This window comes from Yoonia sp. BS5-3 (assembly GCF_038069655.2).
In the GTDB taxonomy this organism is placed as follows: domain Bacteria; phylum Pseudomonadota; class Alphaproteobacteria; order Rhodobacterales; family Rhodobacteraceae; genus Yoonia; species Yoonia phaeophyticola.
In genome coordinates this window covers 2,953,904-2,972,748 of record NZ_CP150951.2, presented here as the reverse complement: position 1 = coordinate 2,972,748, position 18,845 = coordinate 2,953,904, and the positions used below count along the sequence as shown (strand labels likewise).

Sequence of the window (18,845 nt, the reverse complement as noted above, 5' to 3'; positions counted from 1 at the left end):
GCCAATTCAGACAGTCGCAGGCGGCTGGGGCATAGCCAAGCCATGCCATTCTGGCTACAACGTTTTGAAACAACGACTCTTTTGGAAATACACGCATGACGGACGCCCCAGACGCCCCTCAAATCTATCTGATCACGCCGCCGGAATTTGATCTTTCCAGCTTTCCAGGCCAACTGGCCGCTTGCCTTGATCAAACCGAGGTGGCCTGCGTGCGCCTGTCCCTTGCGACCAAGGATGATAGCCGGATCGCCAAGGCCGCCGATGCGCTGCGTGAAGTGACACATGCACGCGACGTGGCGCTGGTGATCGACAGCCACATCCTGATGGTCGAAAGACTGGGCCTGGACGGCGTACATCTGGCCGATGGGGCACGTGCGGTGAACAAGACACGCAAGGATCTGGGCGATGATGCGATTGTTGGCAGCTTTTGCGCCAATTCGCGCCATGACGGCATGACCGCAGGCGAGCTTGGCGCTGATTATGTCAGCTTTGGCCCCGTCGGTGTGACCCCGCTTGGCGATGGACGCCAAGCCGAGCTAGAGCTTTTTGAGTGGTGGTCCATGATGATCGAGGTCCCCGTGGTCGCGGAAGGGGCGCTTGATATTGACCTGATCCGCAAACTGACCCCGCATACCGATTTCTTTGGCATCGGGGATGAGATTTGGACCACGGACGATCCTGCCAAGACGCTGGCAAACCTAAAGGCTGAAATGATCTAGCCCTGCGCGCACGGTCTCTTCGGTGGCTTTCGCAAGCGCTTTGCGGTCTGCAAAATCCCGGACATTGACGGGCGAGTGATAACAAACACGCACTTTGCCCTGCTGCTTTGCGGCCAATGTGGTCAACAAATGGGGCCCAAATTCCATATCCCCCCACCATCCGTAGAACCGTGGATCGGCGCCGGCGGGCGCGGTATAATTCACCGTCACCGGCTGAATTTGCAGATGATCGCGTAACTGTTCGTCAAAAAATGCTGCAAACAAAGTCGGTTTGAACGGCAGTACCTGACGTCCATCGGTCGATGTGCCTTCTGGAAAGAACAGCAGTTTATGCCCGGCCTCCAGGCGGTTCTTGAAAATACCCACCTGCGATGCCGCCTCGCGCCGGTCGCGCCGAATAAACACTGTGCCTGTCGCGCGGGCCAACCAGCCAATACCGGGCCAAGTGGCGACTTCGGATTTTGAGACGAAATAGATCCGCTTACGCGCATTCAACGCAAAAATGTCCAGCCAGGAGGAATGATTTGCGACAACTGCCCCTGCCCCGCGCATCGGCGATCCTTGCGTTTCGAAACGGATGCCCAACAACACAAAGGCCAATCGGCAAACAGCTTGCGTCACAAAAGGCGTAACAGGGCGACGTAACCCAAAAAACGGACGCTCAAACAGGCGGATGACCAACAAAATGATCAGACCCCCAAAGACCAGCAGCACCAGCGGAATCGCCCGTAATATGGCGCGGAGCCATCCCGCCAGACCGATCCGCGCATCTTCAAGCGGGTCCGGGCTGCGCCATGTTTCAGACATCAGCTGTGATCCCGCCCTGGTAGAGTTTGCGCCCGCGCGCAGTCAGATTATGGGTATCCAAGATCAGGCAAATATCGGTCGTGTTAAACGCGTGATCCACGAAGGCACCCTGCCCAACACATCCGCCAAGCCGCAGATAGGCTTTGATCAGTGATGGCGTCTGACGCATCGCCGCAACGCGGTCAATTTGATCTTCCGGCACGGTATTCAACGGGCGTGCCGCATCGCCCTTTGCGGTGACACGCAAATGCGGCGGCGCAAGGTGTCGGTGATGTAGCAGGCTAAGGGGCCCTGCCAACCCATCCGCATCGGTGCCATGGAAAGATGCAACACCAAAGAGAATACCAATTTTCTCGCGGGCAACGATATCGGACACCGCCTGCCATAGATGCATCAACCCTGCGCCGCCGCGATAGTCTGGGTGCAAACAGGAACGGCCCAGCTCGAGCAGCGGCTTTTCGCTACGTTTTAAAGGCGTTAGGTCATATTCATCTTCGCAATAGAACTGCCCAGCCGCCGCTGCACCCTTTTGGGTCAAAAGCCGATAGGCGCCCACCACATCGCGCCCCGCCGGCAGGTTGCGATCGCGCAAAAGAAGATGCTTGGCAAAGGGATCAAAGCGGTCTTCTTCATGATAGGCTGCATGGTCAACACCTGGCCCGTCGGCACCAAGCTCGGTGACAAAGACGTCATAGCGCAACCGTTTAGCTGCGTCGAGATCGTCCGCTGACACCGCCAAGCTGACGTCGAAATCTGGTGATAGCATTGTCGTCATGGTCGCACTATTCTGCGTGAAAATCGCACCAGCTTCAATCTGTTAACCATTTACTAACCCTCCTGCGAAATGGTTAAGGTCGAAACATTGACAGGCCAGCACGGAAAACCACCGTGGGTTGTGTTCAAGGATCGTAAACGATAACAAGCGCGACATGTGAGCCATCAATGACAACTTTACCGGCTTCTCTGAAATTCACGGTGATCTTACCACCGATATTGGATTGGATCTGCCCAACACCCCATTCGGGCGCATCGGGATGCCGGACAAACATGCCAGGTTCCAAAATTGTGTTAAGATCGTTTGCCATGTCGCCTTTCCTAATGGAGCCATTATTATGACACCTGATCTTGCTGCCCTTGTCGGCTCTCGTATCTGTCACGACCTTATCAGCCCAATTGGCGCGATCGGCAATGGGGTTGAACTTTTGGCCCTGACCGATGGTGATACCGGCGCCGAGATGGAATTAATCAATGAAAGCGTGCAAAATGCCAATGCACGCATCCGCTATTTCCGGATCGCATATGGTGCCGCCTCTGCCGATCAAACGATCAGCCGGTCCGAAATTCTATCGATCCTGGCCGCGACCGCGCGCGGCGGGCGGTTTACATATTTTTGGCAGGTGCAGGGCGATCATCACCGCCGCCTTGTGCGCTGCGCCCTGCTGCTGATGCAATGCTTCGAAAGCGCCCTGCCCGTCGGCGGCGATATTCATATCGAAGAGGAAAGCGGCAACTGGTTCCTGCGTGCGGAAGGCACAAGGCAAAGCATCGATCACGATCTGTGGGACAGCCTGACCAACCCTCAACTGCGCCACGACTATACCGCAGCCCAGGTCCAGTTTGCATTGCTTCCCGGCTTTATTCGCGAAGCGGCGCGCAGCCTGCAAATCACCACAACAAGCACCCAGATCACCGCCCGTTTTTAGGGCCGGATCGTCCCGTCGCCGGTGACCAGATACTTAAAGCTGGTCAGTTGTACGGCCCCAACCGGCCCGCGTGCATGCAGCTTGCCTGTGGCAATCCCAATCTCGGCCCCCATGCCAAATTCGCCCCCGTCAGCGAACTGGGTCGAGGCGTTGCGCATCAGAATGGCGCTGTCGAGATCGCGGAAAAACTGATCAGCCACGCTATCATTTTCGGTAATGATCGCATCTGTGTGGTTCGAGCCGTACCTCCGGATATGGGCGATGGCCTCGTCCACACCATCGACGGTTTTCGCCGCGATGATCATGTCGAGAAATTCTTGACCAAAGTCATCGGCAGCAGCCTGCACCGTGCCGTCGATCGCCGATAAATCACCGCCAGCACGCACTTCAACACCGGCCTCCAACAGCGCTGTGACCAGCATATCCCCGTGCTTGGCCCGGAAAGCCTGATCCACCAGCACAGTCTCGGCCGAGCCGCAAATGCCCGTCCGGCGCGTCTTGGCGTTCACCAGCACCGCCTTGGCTTTCTCCGGGTCCGCATCACCATCGACATAAATGTGACAGATACCCTCAAGGTGGGCAAAGACGGGCACGCGGGCCTCGCGTTGGACCAAACCAACAAGGCCTTTGCCACCACGCGGCACGATCACATCGATATGGTCGGTAGCCTGCAGCATGGCCGATACCGCCGCGCGGTCGCGCGTTGGGACAAGCTGCACACACGCCTCGGGAAGGCCCGCTTCGCGTAGCCCTTCAGCCATGCAGGCATGGATCGCAAGGGAAGAATGCAGGCTTTCCGATCCACCGCGTAGGATCACCGCGTTCCCGGATTTCAGGCAAAGTGCGCCCGCATCAGCGGTCACATTCGGGCGGCTTTCATAGATCACGCCGATCACACCAATGGGCGTGCGCACCCGCTGGATATGCAACCCGCTGGGCTGGGTCCATTCTTCGGTCACCGCACCAATGGGATCGTCCTGCGCAGCGACAGCGCGCAGACCATCCACGATGCCCTGAATACGGGGCTCATCCAGCATCAGCCGGTCCATCATGGCAGGTGACAAGCTCTTGTCGGCTCCAAAGGCCAAGTCTTTCTTATTAGCGGCAATGATCGCATCACGCTGGGCCCATACCGCGTCAGCGGCCAAGGTCAGGGCTTTGGCCTTCACCTCTGCCGGGGCAGTTGCCAGGGCCACAGAAGCTGCGCGGGCATCTGCCCCGATCTGAGCCATCATAGGCCCGATTGCATCATGATCATTCATCACAAACCCCTTCTACAGCACCATATCGTCGCGGTGCACCATGGCCGAGCGGCCTTCATATCCCAAAATGCCCACAATGTCAGCGGACCTGTGGCCCATAATTTGCCGGGCCTCGGCGCTGGTGTAGCGGACAAGCCCCTGCCCAATCTGCGTGCCCTCTTGGTCTTCGATGGCGACAAGGTCACCGCGTCCAAAGCTGCCGTGGATTTGCACGGCGCCTGCAGGCAGCAGGCTTTTGCCACGGCTCAGCGCATCTTTGGCACCAGCATCAATCGTGATCGTCCCACGCGGTTTCATGGCCGATATCCAGCTTTTACGCGCCGTTTGCGGATCCGTTTGCGCGGCGAACCATGTGGCCCGGCCGCCTTGTTCCAGCGTCTTGAGCGGATGCGCTTCGGTGCCCAAAGCAATCGCCATGGCGCAGCCCGCCTCGGTCGCGATGCGCCCGGCCATGATCTTGGTGATCATCCCACCTTTGGACAGACCAGAACCTGCGTCCCCTGCCATCGCCTCGATCTTTGGCGTTATTTTATCAACATCTGCAATATGTTGCGCGGCGCGGCTCACCTTGGGATTATCGGTATAAAGCCCATCGACATCCGACAAAAGCACCAGTTGATCCGCGCCAACGGTCACAGCGACCTGCGCAGCGAGCCGGTCGTTGTCGCCATAGCGGATTTCATCGGTCGCGATCGTGTCGTTTTCATTCACAATCGGCGTGACACCAAGACCCAGTAGCGTCTCAAGCGTGGCCCGGCTGTTAAGATACCTGCGCCGATCCTGCGAATCCTCCAAAGTGACAAGGACCTGCGCCGCAGTAATCCCGTGCGGCTGGAGTGCCGCCTCATAGGCGCGGGCCAGTTGGATTTGCCCGACCGCCGCCGCGGCCTGTGATTGTTCCAGCGCGAGCGAGCTTTGCGGCAACCCTAGCACACCCCGCCCCAGCGCGATTGAGCCCGATGAGACGATGATCACATCCGTGCCCCGCGCCCGGATGCGGGCGACGTCATCGGCCAGTGATGTCAGCCAGTCCTGCCGCAGCTTGCCGGTTTCAACATCAACCAACAACGCCGAGCCGATTTTGACGACCAGCCGTTTTGCGTCGCTTAAGGTTGCCATGGCGCATCTTCCTCATCCGCCTCGGCCTCCTTACGGTGACGCAGGCGTGTGTCGTCGATCTGCGCACGCAAGGCGCGCAGCACATCCGGAATACCCTCGCGGCTGACACCGGACATTTGCATCACAGGGCCATTGGCCACAGCTGCGATTTCTTCGGTCAGAAAGGCGCGTTCTTCTTCATCAAGCGTGTCGATCTTGTTGAGCACCGTGATGCGCGGCTTTTCTGCGAGCTCGCCGCCGTAAGCCTCAAGCTCTTGGATTATCGTGGTCAGATCGCCCGCAGGATCGCCTGAGGTCCCGTCAATCAGATGCAGCAGAACGGCGCAGCGTTCCACGTGGCCCAGGAACATATCGCCCAACCCCCTACCCTCAGACGCGCCTGCGATCAGGCCGGGGATATCAGCAACGACGAACTCGACTTCATCAATGCCCACAACGCCCAGGTTCGGAATCAATGTAGTGAACGGATAATCCGCCACTTTGGGCCGCGCGTTGGAGGTGGCGGCCAGAAAGGTAGATTTGCCCGCATTTGGCTTGCCCAAAAGGCCTACATCCGCAATCAGTTTAAGCCGTAGCCAGATGGTGCGTTCAATGCATTCCTGCCCCGGATTGGCCCGGCGTGGGGCCTGGTTGGTCGCCGATTTAAAGCGCAGATTGCCCCAGCCGCCATTACCGCCTTTGGCGATAATGATCCTTTGGCCAACTTCTGTCAGATCGGCGATGACGGTTTCTTCGTCCTCGTCAATGATCTCGGTGCCCACAGGCACGCGCAAGACCTTATCATCGCCATCCTTGCCGGTGCGCTGGCTGCCCATCCCGGCCTGCCCGTTCCCTGCAAAGAAATGCTGCTGATAGCGAAAATCGATCAGCGTGTTCAGGCCTTCGACAGCCTCAACCACCACATCGCCGCCTTTGCCGCCGTCGCCCCCATCTGGCCCGCCATATTCGATATATTTCTCGCGCCGGAACGAGATACAACCCGACCCGCCCGCGCCGGAGCGGATATAGACCTTGGCAAGATCGAGAAACTTCATTGGGCTGCTTTCTGGCTGTCTTTGCGCCGCGATACTCTAATCGTCGGTGCTTCTCAAGCGTTGCCATGTGTTACGCGACAGCCTGTGATCATGGATCAACGTTGGAACCCCGCGCGCCCGCGCATGGGTATAGCGCGTTTGCCAATGGACAAAGCCTTGTTTTGCCAGCACCCACGCAGATGCGGCGTTGTCGTGCCAGGTGGACGCGGTCAGGACGTCGCGTTTGGTGGTCATGAAGGCCTGCTCAATCGCGTCGGCTACAGCACCGGTCATAATCCCCTGCCCATGATAATCGGGATGTAGATTGTAACCAACGATACCCCCCGTTACCCCTAGCGTACCAATCAGACGATCAGTGTCACACATGGCCCAGATAAAACCCTCGCCCCGGTAGGGCCTGCAACGGCTTTGCGTGAACGCTTTGCTCGGTGGCCACGGCCAACTGCCCAACTGGCGCACAACCGGCCAAATCGAAGCAAGCGCGTGCAGATCCTCAAAATCATCCTCGCGCAAAAAACGATAGGTTAAATCAATCACTATGACGCACCGCCCACCCGGCGCGGGTCAGTTCCATGTTGCGGACAGGGACGTCTTCCTGACGGGCCATCGAAAAATGGACATCTGGTCCGATATCGACAAACCCCAGTTTTTGCAGAACGTTTTGCGAGCCTTTGTTTTCCGTGAAATGGCTTGCGTAGATGGCACTGTCATTCGCCGCAAAGTGATCATTCACAACGGCCTGCGCCGCTTCGGTCGCATATCCACGCCCCCAAGCGTCTTCGGCCAGCCAATAACCAAGTTCGCTGTCCAAACCGACGGTCCCGATCAAACTGTCGCCCCGCCAGATCAGGCGTGCGTTGAACCGGCCCTTCAGGTTTTCATTGATGAACCATTCCGCATCCGTGACCCCATAAGGAAACGGGACCATCGTCAGCCACTTACTGATAGCAAAGTTGTTCAAGGCTTTTGCAATAACGCGCGCATCTCGCGGCGCGAGCGCCCGCAAGGTCAACCGTTTCGTCTGCAATGTGGAAAGGGTCATTGCCCCGTCTTAAGCGTGTAGGTCCATGTTGGCACCGTCGCGTTGCGGGCCACGGAAAAGGCCTCTGCGTCGCCCAGATAATCAAAGCCGCAATTGGTCAGCACACGGGCCGAACCCGGGTTATCCTGAAAAACCTCGGCAAAAATCCGGTCAGAGCGGTGTGGATTGGCCGCGATCAGGCTGCGCACCGCCTCGGTCGCGAAGCCGGTGTTCCAGAAGGCAGGCGCGATCCAATAGAAAATCTCGGACTGGGCACGATCCATCCGTTCAAGGCTGATCAGGCCCAATGCCTCGGCGTGACCATGGGCGGCGCCGTCCATGACCCAGACATCCTCTGTCCTGTCAGGTTGGCTGGCCCTTTCAATCATCGCCTCAACGGTGCCGGGGGGCAATGGGTGCGGCATCGCGCGGGTGCCACGGGCCACACGATCATCACTGGCATACATCGCAATAAGCCCGGCATCGGATTTCCGGCAGGGGCGCAGCACAAACCGGTCTGCCGTGATCGTATCCTGCACAGTGATTTCCTCGTGCTTCATTGCCTTCCCTCCCCGAAAACATGAACGGTCTCGCGCACCCCTAAACAGATATGGTGGCAGAAATATGAATAAAAAAGGGGACCGGTGTTCACCGATCCCCTCAAATGCGTTACCTGAGATTTTCGGCTTATTCAGCGGCCTCCGCCACTGGGAGAACCGAAATAAACGTACGGCCTTTGAGGCCCTTGTGGAATTTCACAGCGCCATCGACAGTTGCAAAGATTGTGTGATCTTTACCCATGCCAACGCCGGTGCCTGGCCACATCTTTGTGCCACGCTGACGCATGATGATGTTGCCGGGAATGACGGCTTCGCCGCCGAATTTCTTTACACCAAGGCGACGACCAGCTGAGTCGCGCCCGTTACGGGATGAACCGCCTGCTTTTTTATGTGCCATTTGGTCTCTCCTTAGCCTTTTGCCAGCTCAACCGCTTGCGCGATCCAGCCTTCACGTTCGATCCGGCCTTTGAACGACAGTTTTTCGTCCATAGCAGCTACATCGTCTTCGGTCCATGCTGCGATTTGGGCGAATGTTGTCACACCCGCATCATGCAGTTTCTTTTCCAATGCGGGGCCAACACCTGACAATTGCTTCAGGTCATCGCCACCTTCAGCCTTTTTAGGGGCAGCTTTCTTTGGGGCGGCCTTAGGCTTTTCTGCCTTTGGGGCCTCTGCCTTGGGTTCAGCCTTCTTCGGCGCCGCTTTCTTCGCGGCAGGCTTGGCAGCAGCTGCTGCGACAACGCCAGCACCGGAAACGGCAGCCATAACGCCAGATTTGTCGGCGCCTTTTTCAAGGATCTCGGAAATGCGCACCAATGTCAGTTGCTGACGGTGGCCTTTTTTCCGGGCCGAGCTGTGCTTACGACGGCGCTTAACGAAGTTGATCGTCTTTTCGCCTTTGATCTGATCGATCACTTCTGCCTGGACGCCAGCGCCCTCAACAAAAGGTGAGCCCACAGTTGAGCCGACCATCAGAACGTCGTTGAATTGGATTTTGTCGCCAGCTTGCGCGGCTAGCTTTTCGACACGCAATACGTCGCCAGAGGCCACTTTATACTGCTTGCCGCCGGTTTTGAGAACCGCAAACATATGGTATTCCTTTGTTTTCCGCGTCTCTGAGGCCCCGGATCAAACCGGCGTTTGGTACCTGTGAACAGCGCGCCCGTGGGCGTAATTTCGCATAAAGCCCGGCAAGTACCTTGCAGGGATGGCGGCTTATGTGACCAATAGATGAATAAGTCAACCCATAAGAAGGCCCCAAAGCCCATGCGGATCATTCTCATGACCACTCTGGCGCTCGCCGCCTGTTCAAATGAGGCCAACCACCTCGGCAATCCATTATTGCTTCCTGTAAGCGGGCTATCAACGGCCATTGGCAATGCAGCGTATAACGAACGGCGCGGCCGGGTCGAGGTGATTGTGAAATCCAATTACCCAGCAATCTTGCGTGATCTCAACGCAGGTGGCGGGCCTGTTCTGACCGACGCCATGAATGCAGCTGAAGTGCCCGAGGCCGATAGGCCCACACGGATCATCCAACTGCAATCGGATATCGGACTTTATGCACAAAACCCTGGTGCATTGGTGGTCGCGCTTATGGTCTATGGCGGGTAAGCGCTGCGCCCCGAAACAGGGGCGCAGCGATCGCATTATTCCTTGAGGGGCTTATCCGCGGCGAAATGCAGCCTGCTCAAAATGGCATCGTCAGCGGGGGTACGCATCCGCATATTGGGGTTAGGCGCCATCAGTGCTTCAAATTCTGCTTCATTTTGCGCGTCTTCGTCCGTTGGCGCTACATTGGCGTCATCCGTGTTGGCATTCTCAACGCCAGGATTGGTACCTCGCTTAGCGTCCGCTGCCAGACGGTCAGGGTCGGCGTGTGCACCATCGACATTGACGTCAAAGCGCGGTGTGCCCGCCTCTTCTGCAGGCTGATCATCACGTTGTTCGATGACCGCGCGGTTCGCCCACAAACCATCCATTTGTTTGTTAACAGTATCGTAAGCTCCTGTTTCCTGGAGCTTCGCGGTAAGTTCCATCAATTCGGAAGCATCAGTCGCATCAGAATCTATGGACAGACGATCCAAAGCAACACGCTCAGCGCTGTTAGGTCTTCCAAAATTCCTTTCGGCGCGCATTGGATTTGTTTGCGCCTGTGGAATTTGCCTATCCGTTACGGGGGAAAATCTGCCCAACACAAAGGCTTTCGCGGCTTGAAAACCGCTGCTGATCTTTGACATGATATTTTTGAACATGTCACGGATTTTGTGGCCCCCCTCAGGTCCGCCACGCTCGGCCGGGGCAAAACCGGCATTCTGTCCATCATTATTGTTCGGCGCAACATTTGCTGCGTTCATCTGAGCCGTTGCAGCAGTGCCCATACCTGCGGTTCTCTCAACCATTGACCTATCTCCATTTTGTCTGAAGTCAGAATACCAGGCGCGTTCGGGTGGGTTGTGCCGTAAGGTACTATTTGCAGCTATTTGTCTTTTTTGACCGCAAAAAAATGCCGCGCCTTATAAGTAAAAGGCACGGCATGATGATGATCTGGTAGCTAGGGTCGCGCAGACGCCTAAGCTTTCAGATTGGCGAGGCGCAAATGCAAATTTGCAAGTTCTTGTTCAAATTTCTCATTCTGCAAATCCCTGTTGAATGCCTTGGCGGCGGCAAGCTGGCCTAACAATTTGTGCTTTTCAGCGGTGACTTTATCTTTTTCCGCGTCACCTTGCGCCACCTGACGTTCCAGCTGATCAATCCGCTCATTCAAATCCTGATTTCGTTGATCCAAGGTCTGGATATGAGCAGCGAGTCTTTCTGTACCACCACTATCGATGGTCCGCGTTTTGTCGTCGCTCGCGCCAGTTACGACAGGGCTTTCCGGCTTTTGTGTCGGCCGCTCATCTGATCCCTCTTCGATCTGTCGGGTATCACTCGCCGCTACAGTTTCCGTTTCAACATCGTCCGGCAGCGCCTCAAGTTCCCAATGCAATAGCGCGTCTTCTTGCCCCTTCACAAACGTATCGAGTTGGCTATCAAGCGTATTCACAAAGGCCTCAGGGTTCGTTTCAGCCAATTCAAAAGACAAATTGATCGTGCTGTTCTTTTCGTCAAGTGGCGTAAACGCCCCCTGCCCTGCGCGCACCAGCTGAAGCTTAAAACCAGCCTCCTTGAACTGACCAAGCTTTTCCATCAACGCATCGTTCTTGGCCATCATCAATTTGGTTTCCCGAGGGATTGGCTCACCAACGGTCATTTTGTCGATCATGTTCAGACGCTGCTCCAACTTTGGTTCCAGCTTGTCTGCAACGGGCTTCGCGACCTGACGTCCAAAGATTGCACCAAAGCTTTTCAAACCGGCCCTCAGCTTCGACGGAATCGAAAAAAAGCGCGACATCATGCTCTTGCGGGGGGCATCGACTTGCGGCGGCGGCGGGTTATCCGCAGGATCAAAACCTGCGTTTGGTTGTTCATCGGCCTGCAGCGGCTGTACGTCGCCGACCGGTGCCGTTACGCCACTATTTTCTCTGACACTGACCATACGGCTCTCCATCTGATATATAAATCAGACTAACCGTAGGCGAATTGCGCGACTGTACTGAAAGATACTCAATCGGGGTAACAAGACCATTTTCTTTCGGCCAACCCCAACGCGCCCAGTAAGGCGCTGCCAGCCGCGGACCGCCAGCGCCGCAATTTCAAAAATGGTTCGCTCAGAACGTACCCAAGGCCGAGTCGCGCTGCGCCACGAGGTTCCAGAAAGCCTGTGATTTTGCGATATCATCAGCCAAGTCGGTTGGAATGCCACGCGCAATCATCCGGTTATAAAGCGTTTGCGGATACCCCTCGCTGACAGGCGGCACGCTGACGCGGGGGTTGATATCAGCGGCACGGCCACGCGCCTCGTCCGGGCAATCGCGGGTTGGATTACCATTGGCACTACGCCCTTCGCTTTCCAGCTGCTGAACCGCGGCAAAATAGATCGCGCATTCACTAATCACCAAGGCCTGCTGGCGCGGATCATCCAGCGGCAATTCAGGTTGCGGTGCGATGGCCGGTGTCTGCGCACAAGCCGCAAATAGCGTCAGCGTGGCGCCAAGAAACAGAGGTCGGGACAAAGCAATATTCCTTTTCGAAACTTCCTTGCCGCTAGTAATACCGCAGTGGTCCGGAATGCCAAGCCGCGCGCCGCCTTAAAGTTCCTGGCTAATCATGAAGCGCGACGCGGCCAGCCCCAACCCGCGTGAGATATCATCAAACATCCCGTTAAAGGCCATGAACAGCGCCGCATTCATATCCTGCCCCGCCTCGGTTTCTGAAAAGGCAATATAGGTCTGCAAGTCCGCATCCGAAATCGGCTGATAGGCCATCAGCAAGAACGAATAGACCCATTCGGTTGTGTTTGCGCGTATCTCAGGTTCTTGAAGCCACACATCCTTCAACGCGGTCTCGGCCGTGACGCCGGGCAGCGCGACACCGCCATCGATCAACCCCATGTAAAAGGCGTAATTGGAGTTAAGCGCGCCGACCACGTTGGTTTCAATCAGATCGTTGGCATCGACAAAGTCTTGCACCAGCTGAAACCGGGGCGTTTCGTCCATCATCGCAATGGCGGCGTTATCCTTACTCGCCGCCTCAACTGCCTCATCCAACAAAGCGCGGCGGGCGCTCACCTCCAGATCAATGATCGTCGCGCCAGGCTCGGATGTATAAAAGGCAAGCATCGCATCAAGATCATCACCTTCAAGCGCCTTGGCAAAAGCGCCGCGCACCTCTTCATACATCATATCGATATCATAAATCTGGGTAACAGCGGCTGACCAAGCGGCCGAATTGCCGCCCGGAAACATATCATCGGCAAGGGTCATCCCATATTCGACGCCCTCTTCCTGCATAATCACTAACATCTCGGGTAGGCCCAAAGCGTCAAATAAGGCGTCCACCTTGGCAGGCGAGGCCTCTTGTGCAGAGGCGGCACCAAAGGTTCCGATGAAAAAGGTCGCGGTCGCGATAATACGCAGCATGAATTGTCCTTCCTGCTGAAAAGGTTCTTAGATGAAATACGCCGGACAGGCCGGTTTTCCAAGCGCATGGCACGGATTTGTCAACGGGCGCGATTTACCCTTGCAGAGCGGACGCCCGCAGATTACGACGCAGCGACCCCCGCGGAGAGGTGCCGGAGTGGTCGAACGGGGCGGTCTCGAAAACCGTTGTGCCTTCACGGGTACCCAGGGTTCGAATCCCTGTCTCTCCGCCACTTGCCTTTGATTTCATTTAGAAATTCGGCAATTTGCCAAATCTACCAACGCTCTACTACTCTTTTTCAACCGGTAATTTTGCCGGTTTGAAAGTGTAAGTTGTGCGTTGGCATTCAACTTCACTCTACATATGGTTGGTCGCAAGAGCTCATGCACAATGCGAGTTTGTTATGCGACGCTACAGTTCAACTCCAGAAGACCACCTTTTTCACAAAGGCGATTGGTTCGCCACGCAGCAAGCGTGGGAACAGAAGTTAGTGGCATCTATTGAGGCCATGAACGGCGACGAATTGCTGAACACTTCAACGTCAGACTTGGCAAACTACTATGCTTCTGAGTTTGAGTTTGACGTTCCTACGATCCTCCCCGACGAAATCGTTGCGGATCAGCGCGAAGCTGAAGTTGAAGTAGGCCGTCGTAACGATCCATTCTACGATGGTTATGGTGGAACACGGACAGTTACAGGAACAGCGGTTGACGTAGAACTGCCTTACACCGGGAACAAAACTGGTTTCGACATTCAACCGACGACCAGAAACTACAACAATCCCCGTGCCTATGTTGCTAGCGATTGCCTCAAGTTTTCCATCACTGGAATAAATTTGACAGCGGACCACGTGCGGAAGGAAGTTGACAGCCGCGTTTCGTCGATCAAGCAACATCTTGAATGGTTGACAAAGGATGCGCAGGGATACAACGCCGGATTGTTGGCTCTAGCGACGCAGACTATTGAGCGCCGTAACGAAAAGCTCCTTAAAGACAGGTCACTAGTCGCGGGCTTGGGATTCAAGATGAAAGAAAGGCCCGGTGCGTCGGAGACCTTTGCCGCGCCTTCCGTCCGCCGTAAGATCAAACCTGCCACACCGAAGCCAAAAGCGTCTAGGGCACCGTTCGAACCGGAACCTACACTTACAAGCGATAACTACGAACATATTTTGAAAGTGCTTGAAAATATGGTTCAAGTCATGGAGCAAAGCCCCGGCGCTTTCAGAGAGATTGACGAAGAAAGCCTACGGACACATTTTTTGGTCCAGTTGAACGGCCATTTCTCCGGCGATGCGACCGGGGAAACATTCAATTACGAAGGCAAGACTGATATTCTCATCAAGGTCGATGGCCGAAACATCTTCATCGGCGAATGCAAGTTCTGGACTGGCGAGAAGGCGTATCTAGAAACGTTGGACCAAGTGCTTTCCTACCTGAGTTGGCGCGACACAAAGGCCGCAGTCCTAATGTTCAGCCGAAACAAAGATTTCACAGGTGTTCTTGAGAAAATTTCTAGCAGCACGCCGAACCATGCAAACTTCAAGAAGTTGGTGAAGCAGCGTTCGGAAAGCAGTTGGACCTACCTTTTCGGTCACAAAGACGACGCCAACCGTGAAATTTCCATCACGGTTCAAGCCTACAACGTGCCAGAGCGTATCGAACCGCGTATTCGACCGCTAGGAAGGTAAAGAAAATGTCGCGCAGTTCGCGCGGCAAGTTGCCCTTGGCACTTGGGTTCAGGGGTGTTCGCACAAGGCCGCAACGATAGGCCGGTCGGCAACGGGCAGTGCCCACAAGGGCACCGCCAAGACCGCCACGGCGGCAAGGTCAAGGTCGCCTAGCCCTTTCCCCTCACAGAACGTCCACGACGCTCTGTGAGGGTGACGACAGGGCCAGCGTCAGCACGTCGGGCAGGTCCACCCCTACCGGATAATCGCCTTCTTAAGTTCGCGCTCTTGTTTCGCTTCGTTGTTTTCGAAACCGCCTGCGTCGCCCCGGTCGAACCGCGCCGACCGCGCCGTAGTCAGCTGCAACTGATCGGCCGGGACCTTCTATTTTGGGCGCAAAGCCTCTTTGTCTTGGTATTTAGAACTTTGCGATGATGTTGATGAATGCGCCTTGGTCGTCGAATGTCAGGTCTGACAGATCATCCGAGAAGGATGCAAAGTTGTACCCGACCCCGACTTTGGCGTTGTTCCCGAAGTGCCGGTAAACGGCTGCCAACACACCCGTGTCGCTGGTCTCTGCATCGATCGTTTCCAAATGACGTAGCTCGATCAAAGCATCCCAGTTATGCACCACGTTGTAGCGCGCATTGATCACGCCCAGCCAGGCGTCGTTGCTTGTCAGCTCCATGGTGCTATCTGCGGCGCTGTCGGTCAGACGGGCGCCCAGCTTGGCGCCGATGGTCCAATGCCGGTTGATGTCGTAATTACCTGCGATATCAACGATATGGCTTTCCTGCACTGGGCCGCTTCCGGCCACGCCGTCTACTTCCTGACCAAACATATCATACAGGTAGCGATAGCCGGCCAGAATGTTCACCCGCTCATGCGACACGGGGCGCAACGCGTACCCAAGCCGCAGATCAGCCAATGTGCCATCCAGGATCGCGCTTTCGTCGGTGTCCGTATCGGCCAGATCCAGGCTGAACAGCACACGGCGCGCATCGTCGATTTGATATTGCAGATCGGTGGTCACGATCACTGTATCCGCATCAGAGCGCACCGACAGATCATCAGCTTCATCCTGGCGATATTCCAAACGCGCCCGCGCTGTGACACTTTGGCTGGCATAACGCACCCCGAAGGACACCGCACGCCGGTCAAAATCACCGTTGATGTCATCCTCAACCTGCCCCAGCTCTAGCGCGGCATCATAGGTCAGGAAGTCTGATGCAAGGTATTCCACACCATAGGCCCCCGTCAGCGTCCGGGCGCTGCCAAAGATATCATAGGTGTTTTCTGCAAAGACCTGCGTGTCATCACTGATCTGGCGACGGCCGCCCAGCACGTATTTGCCGCCATTATCGGCGGTCGAGATACCGGCGTCCAAGGCGCGGCCCGGATCCAGCTCATAGCCAAAATAGGTGCTGTTATTGCTGTCGCTGCGCCGCTCGGCCAGGATCCGCCCGCCAACACCGCCGGTGCCGTCTGACAGCTCGCCCGTGATGGCCCAACCGTTTGAGACACTCTGCACGACCCCCAGACCATAGCGGTCATAGGCATCAAGGCCGCTGTTCTCGATGGTCTGTTGACCAAAGCCATAGATGCTGGTCTGCTCAGACAGCGCATAGGTCAGCCGCCCGGCTGCGACCACCCGGTCGCCGCTTGTGGTGGCTGTGACCTCATCAAGATATTCAACGCCAACCGCGTAAGACAGCTGCTGGGTGATGGCCCCGCTTAGCTCGGCCCCGATCTCCTGCTTTTCGACGCCAGCATCGCTGTCATAGACATCCGCATAAACCGCATAGCCCAGCCCCTCTTCGGGGGTGCTGCGCACATAGACGCCGTAAAGCGTCTCATCGGCGGCCACCTGATAATCCAGGGTCGAGAAGCCTGCGCTACGCTCTTCGTAATAGCCGCCCAGCACGCCGCCGCGCTCTGATCCAAGATCGCCAAAGTCAAGCTGACCTTCGATCTTGGCCGCCGTGCCGCTGCCTGCAACAGCTGCGGTATTGTCGATCGTCAGACCGCCATCGGTCGAGACAGATGACCCGTAACCGGGACCGTCGCTTTCAGCATAGTCAAGCTGCACAAAGCTGTTTTCACCATATTCATAGCGCAGATCAGCCGCCACAGCGGTCTGATCCGCCGTGCCCGTATCATCCTGCAAACCAGTGACACCCACCCGGACGTCATCGCTGACCCAGCCTTCAACGCGGCCACCGGTTGAGAACCCGTCAACATCCGCTGTCGTGGGCGTAAACTCATATTGCGCCACCAGATAGACCTCGGCGTCGCCGCCGGGATTGGTCTCAATCAGATTGCCAACCGTGGACGACGACAACGGGCTATACAGCGTGATGCTGCCTTGGGTGTAGTTGATGTCGTAATCGCGCCCTTGCACCAGGGTCTGGCGGGCGGTGACCCGGCCCGTATCGGCATCACGCACTTCGACGCTCAGCGTTTCGGTGCCGGTCGTGATCGCCTGCCGTTGCAGGAAGTAAACCGATCCGCCGGTACCCAGGAATGTATCGCGACCGACCAATTGATCTGGCTGCGAGGCATAAAGATCAACGCTCGCCCGCGCCTCACCGCGTTCGGTGGTTGCGTCCGTCGCATAATGGCCCTGTGCGCCGTAAAGCGTACGCTCATTGCGCAGATAACCTGATCCGGCAACCCGTGCCTGATAATCACCCCAAAGCGCAAAATTCCCGTCCTGCTCAACACGCAGATAGAACTTGCCCGAGGTTGGGGTGTTATCCACGATCTCGCTGTCATCCCCATAAGTCAGATAGCTGTCTTCGATGTCGCCAATGATGGATCGCGGATCACGCTCATCCAGACGGCGGAAGATATCGCGCAGCTCTTCCTCGCCCGTGTCCAGCGACGAGGTGATCTGTAGACCGCCAGCGGTTTCACCATCAATATAGTATTGCAAACGGCCCGTTGCGGTATCAACCGTCTCGCCGGTGGCGTCATCTTCGGTGCGTGACAGCATCAGGTCGGCCACGCCAAAGGTGAACCATTCAGCCCCAGGGACCTGTACCTCGCGCGACAGGTTCGTGTTGGCGCCATTGCCGTTCACCGCCACATCAACGGCGTAATCACCCGGTGGCAGGATCCGTTCGATCACCAACCGGCCACCCCGATCAGGGCGCACTGTTTCGCCCAGGGTCGACAGGGTTGCACCGGGCTGCAAGCTATCGGCCGCGACGCGCACGGTGCCGCCATTGATCCGCAAATTGCGCTCGGCGGTAAAATCAAACCCATCATCGGCAGCGGTTAGTCCGCGATCATCGGCGCGGCCCAAAGGCAGCGGCTCAGTCTGGTCGTACCGGCCTGCGGCGTCATAAACCCGGTGCACAACAACAAGATCGCGCCCTTCAGGTACGACAAAGCTGACGTTACCGTTGGCATCAACAGGCACCCGGGCCACAAGACGGGCGCCGCCCGCTGCGGCCCGATCAATGATGCGCATCTCGGCGCGATCAATAAAGGCTGGATAGTTGGTTTCACTGCGCAACGTGACCGTGTCACCCGCACGATACGCGCGGGGGGCGCCGGCTGTCTCCACGTTCAGGCGTGGCTGCGGGTCAAGCCCGTCGAACATGACTTGCACATTGGCCTCGGCCAGGGCGATATCCGTGCGGCGGATCTGGTCCTCAATCCGGGGATCCGCATTGATGGGCGCACCATCAATAGCCAGTACAAAGCCCGCGTTGTTGGTGATGGGGCCAGTGTCAAACTCGGTTTGTTGACCGATGGGCATTTCGACCACAAGCCCCGCATTGCGCTGTTCGCAATTCTCTGGCAACGGCTGGCCGAGTGTTTCCACACAATCCAGTTCCTGTGCCTGCGCAGGCAAAGCCATCCAGGCCAGTGCCGTTGCGCTCATCAAAGTGGCCCGCAAGGTGGGGTTCTTTTGCATTCTCATC

At 56.8% G+C, this 18,845-nt stretch carries 20 protein-coding genes and 1 tRNA gene; 5 read left to right on the top strand and 16 right to left on the bottom strand.

Translation table 11 applies throughout. The annotated features are described in order from the left end of the window. The first annotated feature begins 95 nt into the window (after positions 1–95). Positions 96–719: a thiamine phosphate synthase gene (locus AABB29_RS15130; protein ID WP_341366123.1), complete on the top strand. Its 624-nt coding sequence runs from the start codon at positions 96–98 to the stop codon at positions 717–719. Here the strand turns inward: AABB29_RS15130 and AABB29_RS15125 are convergent. From AABB29_RS15125 to AABB29_RS15115, 3 genes are all read right to left on the bottom strand, one after another. After that, entirely contained in the window at positions 699–1,526 is an 828-nt protein-coding gene (locus AABB29_RS15125; RefSeq protein WP_341366124.1) for a lysophospholipid acyltransferase family protein, read from the bottom strand. The genes AABB29_RS15130 and AABB29_RS15125 overlap by 21 nt on opposite strands. Continuing rightward, positions 1,519–2,301, bottom strand: coding sequence for a GNAT family N-acyltransferase (locus tag AABB29_RS15120; protein ID WP_341366125.1), 783 nt, complete (start codon positions 2,299–2,301; stop codon positions 1,519–1,521). Before AABB29_RS15120 ends, AABB29_RS15125 begins: the two co-directional genes overlap by 8 nt. Positions 2,302–2,425: 124 nt before the next feature. Then, positions 2,426–2,611: a DUF3553 domain-containing protein gene (locus tag AABB29_RS15115; RefSeq protein WP_341366126.1), complete on the bottom strand. Its 186-nt coding sequence runs from the start codon at positions 2,609–2,611 to the stop codon at positions 2,426–2,428. 27 nt (positions 2,612–2,638) lie between these two features. Here AABB29_RS15115 and AABB29_RS15110 point away from each other — a divergent pair, with 27 nt between their 5' ends. Further along, complete coding sequence (locus AABB29_RS15110) at positions 2,639–3,229, top strand: histidine phosphotransferase family protein (protein WP_341366127.1); 591 nt, start codon at positions 2,639–2,641, stop codon at positions 3,227–3,229. Here the strand turns inward: AABB29_RS15110 and AABB29_RS15105 are convergent. From AABB29_RS15105 to AABB29_RS15070, 8 genes are all read right to left on the bottom strand, one after another. Then, on the bottom strand, positions 3,226–4,491 hold the full coding sequence (locus AABB29_RS15105; protein ID WP_341366128.1) for a glutamate-5-semialdehyde dehydrogenase: 1,266 nt from the start codon (positions 4,489–4,491) through the stop codon (positions 3,226–3,228). The two genes, AABB29_RS15110 and AABB29_RS15105, sit on opposite strands and share 4 nt — an antisense overlap. A 12-nt stretch (positions 4,492–4,503) precedes the next feature. Further along, complete coding sequence (gene proB / locus AABB29_RS15100; RefSeq protein WP_341366129.1) at positions 4,504–5,610, bottom strand: glutamate 5-kinase; 1,107 nt, start codon at positions 5,608–5,610, stop codon at positions 4,504–4,506. Then, complete coding sequence (gene obgE / locus AABB29_RS15095; RefSeq protein ID WP_341366130.1) at positions 5,598–6,644, bottom strand: GTPase ObgE; 1,047 nt, start codon at positions 6,642–6,644, stop codon at positions 5,598–5,600. The genes proB and obgE overlap by 13 nt, the downstream gene beginning before the upstream one ends. 36 nt (positions 6,645–6,680) lie before the next feature. Beyond that, complete coding sequence (locus tag AABB29_RS15090; RefSeq protein WP_341366131.1) at positions 6,681–7,181, bottom strand: GNAT family N-acetyltransferase; 501 nt, start codon at positions 7,179–7,181, stop codon at positions 6,681–6,683. Then, positions 7,174–7,686, bottom strand: a complete 513-nt coding sequence (locus tag AABB29_RS15085) for a GNAT family N-acetyltransferase (protein WP_341366132.1) — start codon at positions 7,684–7,686, stop codon at positions 7,174–7,176. The genes AABB29_RS15090 and AABB29_RS15085 overlap by 8 nt, the downstream gene beginning before the upstream one ends. Then, on the bottom strand, positions 7,683–8,225 hold the full coding sequence (locus AABB29_RS15080) for a GNAT family N-acetyltransferase (RefSeq protein ID WP_341366133.1): 543 nt from the start codon (positions 8,223–8,225) through the stop codon (positions 7,683–7,685). The genes AABB29_RS15085 and AABB29_RS15080 overlap by 4 nt, the downstream gene beginning before the upstream one ends. A 127-nt stretch (positions 8,226–8,352) precedes the next feature. Further along, positions 8,353–8,622: a 50S ribosomal protein L27 gene (rpmA, locus tag AABB29_RS15075; RefSeq protein WP_341366134.1), complete on the bottom strand. Its 270-nt coding sequence runs from the start codon at positions 8,620–8,622 to the stop codon at positions 8,353–8,355. An 11-nt stretch (positions 8,623–8,633) separates the two neighbouring features. Continuing rightward, a complete protein-coding gene (locus AABB29_RS15070; protein WP_341366135.1) occupies positions 8,634–9,314 on the bottom strand; it encodes a 50S ribosomal protein L21 in 681 nt (226 codons plus the stop codon). 177 nt (positions 9,315–9,491) lie between these two features. On the opposite strand from AABB29_RS15070, the gene AABB29_RS15065 reads away from it, so the two are divergent. After that, the gene (locus tag AABB29_RS15065; protein WP_341366136.1) at positions 9,492–9,839 is read left to right on the top strand and encodes a hypothetical protein; all 348 of its coding nucleotides are present in this window, start codon (positions 9,492–9,494) and stop codon (positions 9,837–9,839) included. A 35-nt stretch (positions 9,840–9,874) separates the two neighbouring features. On the opposite strand, the gene AABB29_RS15060 is transcribed toward AABB29_RS15065, so the two are convergent. The 4 genes from AABB29_RS15060 to AABB29_RS15045 all read right to left on the bottom strand — a co-directional run bounded on the left by AABB29_RS15060 (position 9,875) and on the right by AABB29_RS15045 (position 13,246). Further along, positions 9,875–10,606 (bottom strand): hypothetical protein, encoded by a 732-nt coding sequence (locus AABB29_RS15060; protein WP_341366137.1) that lies wholly within the window; start codon positions 10,604–10,606, stop codon positions 9,875–9,877. A gap of 191 nt (positions 10,607–10,797) precedes the next feature. Further along, entirely contained in the window at positions 10,798–11,415 is a 618-nt protein-coding gene (locus AABB29_RS15055) for a hypothetical protein (RefSeq protein WP_341366138.1), read from the bottom strand. A 520-nt stretch (positions 11,416–11,935) separates the two neighbouring features. Further along, a complete protein-coding gene (locus AABB29_RS15050) occupies positions 11,936–12,340 on the bottom strand; it encodes a hypothetical protein (protein WP_341366139.1) in 405 nt (134 codons plus the stop codon). Between the two features lie 75 nt (positions 12,341–12,415). Further along, on the bottom strand, positions 12,416–13,246 hold the full coding sequence (locus AABB29_RS15045) for a DUF2059 domain-containing protein (RefSeq protein ID WP_341366140.1): 831 nt from the start codon (positions 13,244–13,246) through the stop codon (positions 12,416–12,418). A 143-nt stretch (positions 13,247–13,389) separates the two neighbouring features. On the opposite strand from AABB29_RS15045, the gene AABB29_RS15040 reads away from it, so the two are divergent. Together AABB29_RS15040 and AABB29_RS15035 are read left to right on the top strand one after the other, a co-directional pair. Beyond that, positions 13,390–13,479, top strand: a tRNA-Ser gene (locus AABB29_RS15040). 171 nt (positions 13,480–13,650) lie between these two features. Beyond that, a complete protein-coding gene (locus AABB29_RS15035; RefSeq protein ID WP_341366141.1) occupies positions 13,651–14,934 on the top strand; it encodes a hypothetical protein in 1,284 nt (427 codons plus the stop codon). Between the two features lie 397 nt (positions 14,935–15,331). Here AABB29_RS15035 and AABB29_RS15030 read toward each other — a convergent pair whose 3' ends face one another. After that, on the bottom strand, positions 15,332–18,844 hold the full coding sequence (locus AABB29_RS15030) for a hypothetical protein (RefSeq protein ID WP_341366142.1): 3,513 nt from the start codon (positions 18,842–18,844) through the stop codon (positions 15,332–15,334). Position 18,845 lies beyond the last annotated feature (1 nt).